The sequence below is a fragment of the uncultured Dialister sp. genome (genome assembly GCF_900538805.1).
Taxonomy (GTDB): Bacteria; Bacillota; Negativicutes; order Veillonellales; family Dialisteraceae; genus Dialister.
This window is the reverse complement of record NZ_UPZP01000016.1, coordinates 23141-31864: the sequence shown is the minus strand read 5'-3', so window position 1 is coordinate 31864 and position 8724 is coordinate 23141. Positions and strand designations below refer to the sequence as shown.

9 protein-coding genes are annotated in these 8724 nt (G+C 54.6%); 4 read left to right on the top strand and 5 right to left on the bottom strand.

Annotated elements, in window-relative coordinates:
• The first annotated feature begins 164 nt into the window (after nucleotides 1-164).
• The 4 genes from QZQ29_RS02935 (at nucleotide 165) to QZQ29_RS02920 (ending at nucleotide 2501) form a co-directional block, all read left to right on the top strand.
• A complete protein-coding gene (locus tag QZQ29_RS02935) occupies nucleotides 165-593 on the top strand; it encodes a universal stress protein (protein ID WP_296959409.1) in 429 nt (142 codons plus the stop codon).
• A gap of 64 nt (nucleotides 594-657) precedes the next feature.
• Entirely contained in the window at nucleotides 658-1101 is a 444-nt protein-coding gene (locus tag QZQ29_RS02930) for a universal stress protein (RefSeq protein ID WP_296959406.1), read from the top strand.
• Nucleotides 1102-1406: 305 nt separating this feature from the next.
• Nucleotides 1407-1886, top strand: coding sequence for an MlaD family protein (locus QZQ29_RS02925; protein WP_296959403.1), 480 nt, complete (start codon nucleotides 1407-1409; stop codon nucleotides 1884-1886).
• Between the two features lie 375 nt (nucleotides 1887-2261).
• Nucleotides 2262-2501 carry a type II toxin-antitoxin system Phd/YefM family antitoxin gene (locus QZQ29_RS02920; protein WP_296959400.1) on the top strand — a complete coding sequence of 80 codons (240 nt, stop codon included), beginning with the start codon at nucleotides 2262-2264 and terminating at the stop codon, nucleotides 2499-2501.
• Nucleotides 2502-2879: 378 nt separating this feature from the next.
• Here the strand turns inward: QZQ29_RS02920 and QZQ29_RS02915 are convergent, their stop codons facing one another.
• The 5 genes from QZQ29_RS02915 to dnaB form a co-directional block, all read right to left on the bottom strand.
• Nucleotides 2880-3170, bottom strand: a complete 291-nt coding sequence (locus QZQ29_RS02915; RefSeq protein ID WP_296959397.1) for a GIY-YIG nuclease family protein — start codon at nucleotides 3168-3170, stop codon at nucleotides 2880-2882.
• A 361-nt stretch (nucleotides 3171-3531) separates the two neighbouring features.
• Nucleotides 3532-4122, bottom strand: a complete 591-nt coding sequence (locus QZQ29_RS02910) for a nitroreductase family protein (RefSeq protein ID WP_296959395.1) — start codon at nucleotides 4120-4122, stop codon at nucleotides 3532-3534.
• A gap of 342 nt (nucleotides 4123-4464) precedes the next feature.
• On the bottom strand, nucleotides 4465-5670 hold the full coding sequence (locus QZQ29_RS02905; protein WP_296959392.1) for a L,D-transpeptidase family protein: 1206 nt from the start codon (nucleotides 5668-5670) through the stop codon (nucleotides 4465-4467).
• Between the two features lie 23 nt (nucleotides 5671-5693).
• Nucleotides 5694-6446 (bottom strand): uracil-DNA glycosylase, encoded by a 753-nt coding sequence (locus QZQ29_RS02900; protein ID WP_296959389.1) that lies wholly within the window; start codon nucleotides 6444-6446, stop codon nucleotides 5694-5696.
• Between the two features lie 618 nt (nucleotides 6447-7064).
• Nucleotides 7065-8507: a replicative DNA helicase gene (gene dnaB, locus QZQ29_RS02895; protein ID WP_296959386.1), complete on the bottom strand. Its 1443-nt coding sequence runs from the start codon at nucleotides 8505-8507 to the stop codon at nucleotides 7065-7067.
• Nucleotides 8508-8724 lie beyond the last annotated feature (217 nt).

Sequence of the window (8724 nt, the reverse complement as noted above, 5' to 3'; positions counted from 1 at the left end):
TCGCGTCGACTTATTCCTTGCATTGAATAAAAATACAAGAATGAAATCCGATAACGATTTAATCAGCGCTTCCCTAGGCCGCGAAGCGGCCCAGCGGATCATGAAATCTGCTATAATATAATTAAGGAATTATGGGAAAGTGTCAGTTCGAAGGAGGTCTTATTATGGACATCAAAAAAATACTCGTTCCCATTGACGGCTCCGATGCTTCGGAGAGAGCCTTTTCTTACGCCGTGGCTTTTGCACGGAAGACGGAGGCGGAAATCATTCTTCTCTATGTGGTGGATGCGGACACCCTCATGTATCCGGTGTACCGGGTGAGCCTGGCGGAGACGGATACGGCTTCTGTGAAGAAGAAGGGGGAGGATATCCTTGCGCTCTATGCCCAGGACGCTCCTGAGGATGTGAAGGTGCGCAGAATCGTTTCCATCGGCGTGCCGGGATCGTCCATCATCCGCACGGCAGAGGCGGAGGGGGCGGATCTCATTGTCATGGGCAACAGCGGTAAAGGTTCCGTTTCTTCCTTCGTCATGGGCAGCGTGAGCCATTATACCGTGCATCATGCGAAATGTCCGGTACTGATTGTAAAATAGTCTGTCTTTTTTTGAAATCGCGGCCTGGCGGGATATTTCCTGCAGGCAGAAAGAAGGGATTTTTATGATAGATAGAGAAATACATAAGATTCTGATTCCGGTGGACGATTCGAAAATGTCAGACCGGGCTTTCGATTACGGCATGGACATGGCAAAGCTTTGGGGCGCAGAGGTCCATGTGATTTATGTGGCCAATGCGGAAAGCATGAGCTCCCCCGATTTCACCATCCATTTCAATGAAAAGAACGACGACACCAGCCCGCTGAAGGAAAAGGGCGCCGCCGTGCTGGCCCGCCTCATGGAACGGGTGCCGGAGGGGGTGAAGGTGCGCCAGGAAATCCTCATGGGTTCGCCGGAGGTCATGATTGCCCTCACCGCCGAAGACGACGGTACGGACCTCATCATCATGGGCAGCAGTGGAAGGAATTCCTTCTCCTCCATGTTCCTTGGCAGTGTGAGCTACTACACCGTGCACCACGTGAAGTGCCCGGTACTCTTGATTAAGTGAGCCGGTGGGCTGGTAAACTAGTGAGCTGGTGGGCTGTATTCCCGACAGCAGAGGGGTTCAGGCGCCTTCGGCGCCCGGGTTCAAGCCGCCGTCGGGCTGCGCCCTGGGCGGCTCCGGTTCCGCCCACAGAGCGGGCCGGTTCAGAGGGGAGTTATAAAGCCCACTCCATGGAGGCAGGGTGAGCGCCTGCGGCGCCATTTTATAATGCGCCCGAAGGGCGCCACCACAACCCTTTGAACCTTCTGAACCTTGTGAACCTTTTGAACCCGGGCCGCAAAGCGGCCCATTATAAAGGAGGCATAGAAATGAGCCGGGAAACGAAAATAGGCATAGCCGCTTTTATCCTGCTGCTTTTTATCGGCACAGCCGGCTTATTTCTTGAGCCTTCCCGCTGGTTCCATAAGGATTTCTACGAAGTCCATGCGGTTTTTGACAATGCCCAGGGAATCCGGGAGAATGCCCAGGTGCTTTATGCCGGGGTCTCTGTGGGCCATGTGCGGAAAATCCGCGTGGAAGACGGGAAGGCGGTGCTGGACCTTAGTATCCGGGAGAAAACGAGGATTCCCGAAGACGCCCGGTTCACCATCGACACCACCGGCGTAGTGGGAGATTTGTACGTAAAGATTTCCGGCGGCCGCCCCGGAAGCAGGGCCCTCTCCGACGGCATGACGGTGTATGAGTATAAAAATGACCGGATGGATGAACTCATGAACAAGGCCGGCCGCCTCATGGATACGGCCAGGAGTGTACAGGAGAATATCGAAGGATTCAGGGGAAATGAGTGAGCTGGGGGACTGGTGAGCTAGTGTGCTGGTGTGCTGGTGGACTAGTGAACAGGTGTGAAAAACAGAGCTGACAAGCCGGATAGAAAACTGTTTGCGAAAAGTTTCCTGTTGGTGTGGAATACAAAGGTGTCATTTGAGGAAGGAGATTTCTCGACTCCACTGCGTTTCGCTCGAAATGACATCGGTGCAGGTTGACAGTTGTGTCATTTGAGGAGGGAGATTTCTCGACTCCGCTTCGCTCCGCTCGAAATGACAGCGGTGCGGGTTGACAGCGGCGTAATAAAAATAGGAAATTTTTAAGGAGGCAGTTTTGTAGGATGAATTTATCCTATAAAACTACCTCCTTTCTGATATAATGAGGGAGAGGTGATTTTTATGCGCATTGATACGAATACCATGATTCCTATGACCGAAGCAAATCGCAATTTCTCTAAAGTAGCACGCATGGTGGATGAAAAGGGGTCGGCTGTGATTCTGAAAAATAACCGGCCCCGCTATCTGATTGTGAATTTTGATACCTTAGAGGATGGAACTGCCGGTGATGAAGAGGTGGAAGCCATTTCTAAAAAGCTGATGCAACAGAATCGGACTGCTTATGACACCATACGGAAATGATTTCCGAGATTGTGATGTCTAGCAGCGTCATACGTGGTGTCAGATTTTGGGGCACCGCTTCGCTCCGTTCGAAATGACAGTGAGGCGGGATGGTATTGTGTCATCTGCGCTCTTTCCGGGTATGACGGTAAAGCTGCCTGCCGTCGTTGTCATCTCGAGCGGAGGTACACGTCGGTATGGAAATAAATGGACTCGGTATTGTTGACGCAGAGTCGAGAGATCTCCTGCCGTATTGTTGTTTGTGTCATGTTTGGAGGGAGATTTCGGGGCTCCGCTTCACTTCGCTCGAAATGACAGCGGTGCGGGTTGACAGTGGTGTCATATGGGGAAGGAGATTTCGGGGCTCCGCTCGGAATGATGATGAGAATCTCGTTTTTATTATTTCCACGTCTTGGCCAAATCAATCATATGGGGGTTCAGCCGTCGGATAAGCTGCTCTTTTTTGCTGCGAGACCATTTTTTTAGCTGCTTTTCTCGGGCTATAGCCTCTTCTATATGATTATACTGCTCATAATATACCAGGCAATGAACATTATATTTCTTGGTGAATCCATCCACTGTTCCGGATAAATGCTCATGGTATCGCCTTTGCAGGTTGTTTGTTACGCCTATATATAATACATTTCTATATTCATTAGCTAATATGTATACATAATACACATATTCCATGGATGGTGCACCTCCTTCTGTAGAGGTTTATATCATTAAGAGGTGAAATTTCGTGGCTTCCCTCGAAATGATGGTAAGGTAGGTTGGTACGGCGCCGTTTGTGACTTCCCCGGATATGGCAGGAAGGCTGCCTACCGCTATTGTCATCTCGAGCGGAGGTATATGCCGGTATGGAGATAAATGGACTCGGTATTGTTGACGCAGAGCCCCGAGATATCCTGCCGTACTGCTGTTTGTGTCATTTGAGGAGGGAGATTTCGGGGCTCCGCTTCCGACCCTCGAAATGACAGCGGGGTTAGCTGTTATTGACACATAGCAGACAGGAAACTAAAAAGCACGGCCGCGGGGCCGTGCTTTTTTCTTAGAGCCTTACTTCGATGACGTCGTCTTCGCTCTTTCTTGCCAGGGGGCAGGGGTTGTGGTTGGGGTAGCCGAAGGACATGGCCATCACCATTTCTCCTTCTCCCAGCCAGTCATGGAGTTCTTCGTAGGCGAAGAAGATATTGCCGATCCAGAGGCTTCCGATGCCCATGGAGGTAGCCTGGAGGGCCATGTTTTCGGCAGCGGCGCCGATGGCCTGTACGTCGGAAAGTTCGTGGATTTTTTCAGCGGCAGTCCAGTTGTCGGTGAGGGGACGGCCTTTGGGGTTCACGATGAAGACCAGTACCGGTGCCTGCTGCATGCACTGCAGGGTGAAGCGGGCGTTGGTATAGAGTTCCGGTGCTCCGGCCAGGACGCCTTCGCCCTTTTCTGATTTTTCAATGCCCTGTTCCATGAGGGAGAGCGCCGTTTTCTTGCTTTCTCCCTTGACCACGATGAATTTCCAGGGCTGACGGTTCTTGGCAGAGGGGGCCCACATGCCGGCGCGGAGGATTTCGCGCATGTCTACTTTGGAAATGTCGGTGTCCTTGAAGAAACGGACGCTTCGTCTTTTGAAAATCAGATTATACATAGTATTTCCACCTTTCCTGATGATTTCATTCTTGAGATTATGCTTTTTTCATTATACACCGTTTTGGCGGTTTAGTGTTGGAAATCGTGGAAGGAGAGTTTCCTGTCCGGCGTGGGGAGACTGTATTTCAATGCCATAGGAAACCTTTTGCAGGGAGATTTCGGGACACTGCTGCCGCGAAGCGGGATGTATATATTTATCGCCGCCTGCGGCGGCGCCACAACAACCCTCAGCCGCCTTTGGCGGCTGTCCAACTTAAGAACCTTCCGGCCTTGAGGCCGGTCAAACTTTAGAACCTTGAAATAAAAGAATCCACCGGCGCTTTTGCGCCGAGGGATTTCTCTATTTCATCTGATAATTATAGTCTTTATCCAGGCTCCCTGTGAGGTGGAGGAGGGCAGGGGCGTCGGCTGCGTCGATGAGGAGGGAGCGGTTTTTGAGGACCGCTTTGGCGCTGCCGTAGGGGGTGCGGATTTCGCCCCAGTTGGAGGACCATTCCGCTTTCACTCCGGCGGCCCGGGCCAGGGGCATGACGGGGAGGTAGATGTGGCCGTCTTTGCCAAGGGCTCTGGCGTCCAGTTTCTTTCCGTCCAGGTACATGTCATAGACTTTCACCACGTACCTTGGATTTCCATCGGAAGCGTCGATGGCCTGCTGTATGTCATCATCCGATACATAGGCGGAAACGCCGAAGGGGGCCAGTTTTGCTTTCATGCGGCTCACGTCCAGAGGTTCTCTGCCGTAGCCGTCGGGATAGATGTAGTACACCACGGTGTGGTCTGCCTCCCGCTGTACCACCACCCGTTCGTAAAGGATATCCACGGGAATGCCTTTGACGATGTGGGCGTAGAGGTCTTCCACGTCCGCTTCGTTCATGCGGACGCAGCCGTGGGAGGCGTAGGTGCCGATGGCGGAGGGCACGTTGGTGCCGTGGATGCCGTAGTTGCCGCCGATGCCGATCCAGCGGTAGCCGATGGGGCAGTCAGGGCCGGAGGGAATGGTGGTGCCGCTGTCCGGGTCAATCCAGGTGGGATTCACTTCCATATCCACCACGGTACGTCTGCCGGTGGGGGTGGGAGAGGAAGGTTTGCCGGGGGCAATGGGGTACATGCGGATGCCCACGTCTCCCTGGTAAAGGGTAAGGAGGCGGCTGGCCAGGTTGATTTCAATGCGTTTGTCTTCAAACCGTGGCTTCTCCGGTGCCTTTTTCACAGCTTCCGCATCTTTCGGAGCCGTTTCTGCTGCCTTGTCTACGGCGGGCTCCTGTTTGGCCGCTTTCACCGTTTTTTCGGGTTCTGCGGTCTTTGCTTTTTCTTTGGAAAGGAGCGCTTTCTGTTCTTTTTTGACAGCGGCCTTTTCTTTTTTCTCTGCCTTTTGGGCTTTGCTGTGTTTGTCTGCTCTTTTCACCGTTTCGGTTCTCAGGATTTTTCCCTTGATGACAGTGATTTCTTCATTTCCGTTTGTTTCCTCTGCGGCGCTTACTTCTGTGAAACCGCAGGTCCCCAGGGCAGCGCACAGGGCGGCTGCCAGAATGATACGTTTAATCAATTCAATCCCCTTTTATATTGTAATTATGAAATAGGATGTCCTTCGTGCCGCCGTTTCCGCTCTTCTGCCAGATTTTCCAGAAGGTTCGGCATGGTTTCGCTTTTCCACACCCACTTCGGCGCAAGGGACGCTGCTTTTTCCTTGGCAGCCAGAAGGTCATAGTATACCTGCCATTTGGCGTCCACCAGGCTCCGCCCGCTCTGCCGGAGCAGGTAGGCAGGATGGAAGGTGGGCATGACCGGTATGCCGTGGTAGTCGATCCAGTGGCCCCGGGAGCGGATGATGCCGGCCTCCCGGCCCAGAAAGAATCGGAGGGCCACCTTGCCAAGGCCTACGATGACCCTGGGCTTCACCAGGGCGATTTCCGCGGCAAGCCAGATGGAACCGCAGAAACGGCCTTCTTCCATGGTGGGTGTCCGGTTTCCCCGGGGGCGGCATTTGACGATGTTCGTCACATACACATGGTCCCTGGTAATCCCTACGGAGAGAAGGGCTTTGTCCAGAAGCTGTCCGGAGGGGCCCACCAGGGGTCCTCCGTAATCATCCTCGACCCCGCCGGGGCCCTCTCCCACAATCATGAGGGGCGAATCGGAAGGTCCCGTGGAAAGCACGGGGCCCAGTCCCCCTTCTTTCCGGAGAGGACAGCGGCTGCAGCTTCGAATGGCTTTGGCCAGAGCCTCATGGGAGGGATAGGTCTCCATTTCCCCGTTTCCATAAAGCTCCCGATGGCGGCGCTCTGCATATTCTTCGGGGTCTTCATGTCCAAATAAATCCAATGGTATCACCCGGTTCTTTATTAATGGGCCGCTTCGCGGCCCGGGTTCAGAAGGTTCAGAAGGTTCTGCCCGCTTTCAGCGGGCGGGTTCAGAGGGGGCGGTATCGCCCTTGCGGGCGATGAGTTTATAGCCGCTTCGCGGCCCCGCGCCCTTCGGGCGCGAAGGATTCTCAAGTTTGACAGGCCCCTGTGGCCTGAGGGTTAAGGTATCGCCTGTGGGGCCGTTTCGCGGCCCGGGTTCAAAAGGTTCAGAAGGTTCTATCTGCTTTCAGCGGGCGGGTTCAGAGGGTTGTGGTGGCGGCTTCGCCGCAATTTTATAGCCAGCCGCCGAAGGCGGCTTATAACATGGCGCCGAAAGGCGCCGTACCTCGCCAGCGCAGCGATACTATATAACTCCCCTTTGAACCAGCCCGCTCTGTGGGCGGAACTTGTGCGGTTCCTGCATAGGAACCGCAAGTCAGGCTCATATGCGAGCATAGCCTGCCCATTAAGCGAGCACCTTACCGCCTGACCGTAGCCCAGGGCGTCAAGCCCGACGGCGGCTTGAACCCGGGCGCCGCAGGCGCCTGAACCCTCTTGCGTTCGGGAATACATCCAGCCAGCACTATTGACTCAAAGCCTACTGCATATCCGGCGGCGGTTCCTGGTTGGTGATTTCGTAGAAGAGGGTGAACTGGCCGGCGAAGTGGAGTTTCACCGTGTCCACCGGACCGTTTCTGTTCTTGGCCAGAATGATTTCCGTTTCATTCTTCCGCGGGTCGTCATCCTCGATTTCACGGTTGTAGTAGGCCTCGCGGTAGAGGAAGCTCACCATGTCCGCATCCTGTTCCAGGGAGCCCGATTCACGGAGATCCGAAAGGAAGGGACGGTGGTCCTGCCTGGATTCCACGCTTCGGGAGAGCTGGGACAGGGCAATCACCGGCACGTTGAGTTCCCTGGCCAGGCTCTTCAGGGAGCGGGAGATTTCTGAAATTTCCTGCTGCCGGTTGTCGCCGTTTCGGGAAACGTTCTTGGCCTGCATGAGCTGGAGGTAGTCGATCATGATGATGTCCAGGCCGTGCTCTGCTTTCAGGCGGCGGCACTTGGAGCGGATTTCCGAAACGGAAATGCCCGGCGTGTCGTCGATATAGAGGGGCGCATCCATGAGCACGCTGGCGGCGTTGGCCAGCTGGTCCCATTCTTTCTGGGTGGAAATGCGGCCGGTGCGGAGGCGGGAGCTGTCCACCAGGGCCGTGGAGCAGAGGAGACGCTGCACCAGCTGCTCCCTCGACATTTCCAGGGAGAAGAAGGCTACGCTTCGGTGGGCTGAAGAAATACTCATGTTCTTGGCAATGTTCAGCACGAAGGCGGTTTTACCCATGGACGGGCGGGCGGCGACGATGATGAAGTCGCCCTTCTGGAAGCCGCTGGTGAGGGCGTCCAGGGAGGGGAAGCCGCTGGCCAGGCCGGTGATGGATTCCTTGTTCCGGAATTTCCTTGTGATTTCCTGCAGTTCATTCTGCACGGCCTCGCCGATGGGGGTGAAATCGGAACGCCTTTCGTCCCGGGTCACCTCCAGAATGGATTTCTCCGCGTCGTCCGTAATGTCCGCCACGTCCTGCCGCTCCGAATAGGCTTCATCGGCAATGGTGCCGGCGGCGTCGATAAGCCGGCGAAGTTTTGCCTTCCCCGCCACGATTTCCGCATGGCGGTCCACGGACTTCGTGGTCACCACGTTGGCGGGAAGTTCATTCACATAGAGCACGCCGCCCACATCGTCCAGCCGCCCCATGCGCTTCAATTCCTCCGTCACCGTGAGGATATCCGCCGGTTCGCCCCGGTGGGAGAGATTCAGGATGGCCTGAAATATAATGGCATTGGCTTCCCGGTAGAAATCGGCAGCCGTGAGCAGGTCCTCCGCTGTCAGGATAGCGTCCTTGTCCAGCATCATGGCACCCAGCACCGACTTCTCCGCATCAATATTCTGCGGAGGCACCCGGGATACAATCATGGTATCAGTGTCCGATTTCTTCTTCCAGTCCTTCTTGGGCTGGAAATTTTTTCCTTGAAATGTATCAGCCAAAAAAATGCCTCCCTTCGTGAAATGATATTCGTACTTTATATTCTAGCATATTTTAGTGGACTGGTGTGGTAGTGAGCTGGTGAGCTAGTGGGAAAGTGGAACAGTGAGACAGTGAGGAGGAGGGCTGTCGGCTGTCCGCTTACCGCTGCTGTTGTCTGCTGGACAGTATTCCCGAACGCAAGAGGGTTCAGGCGCCTGCGGCGCCCGGGTTCAAGCC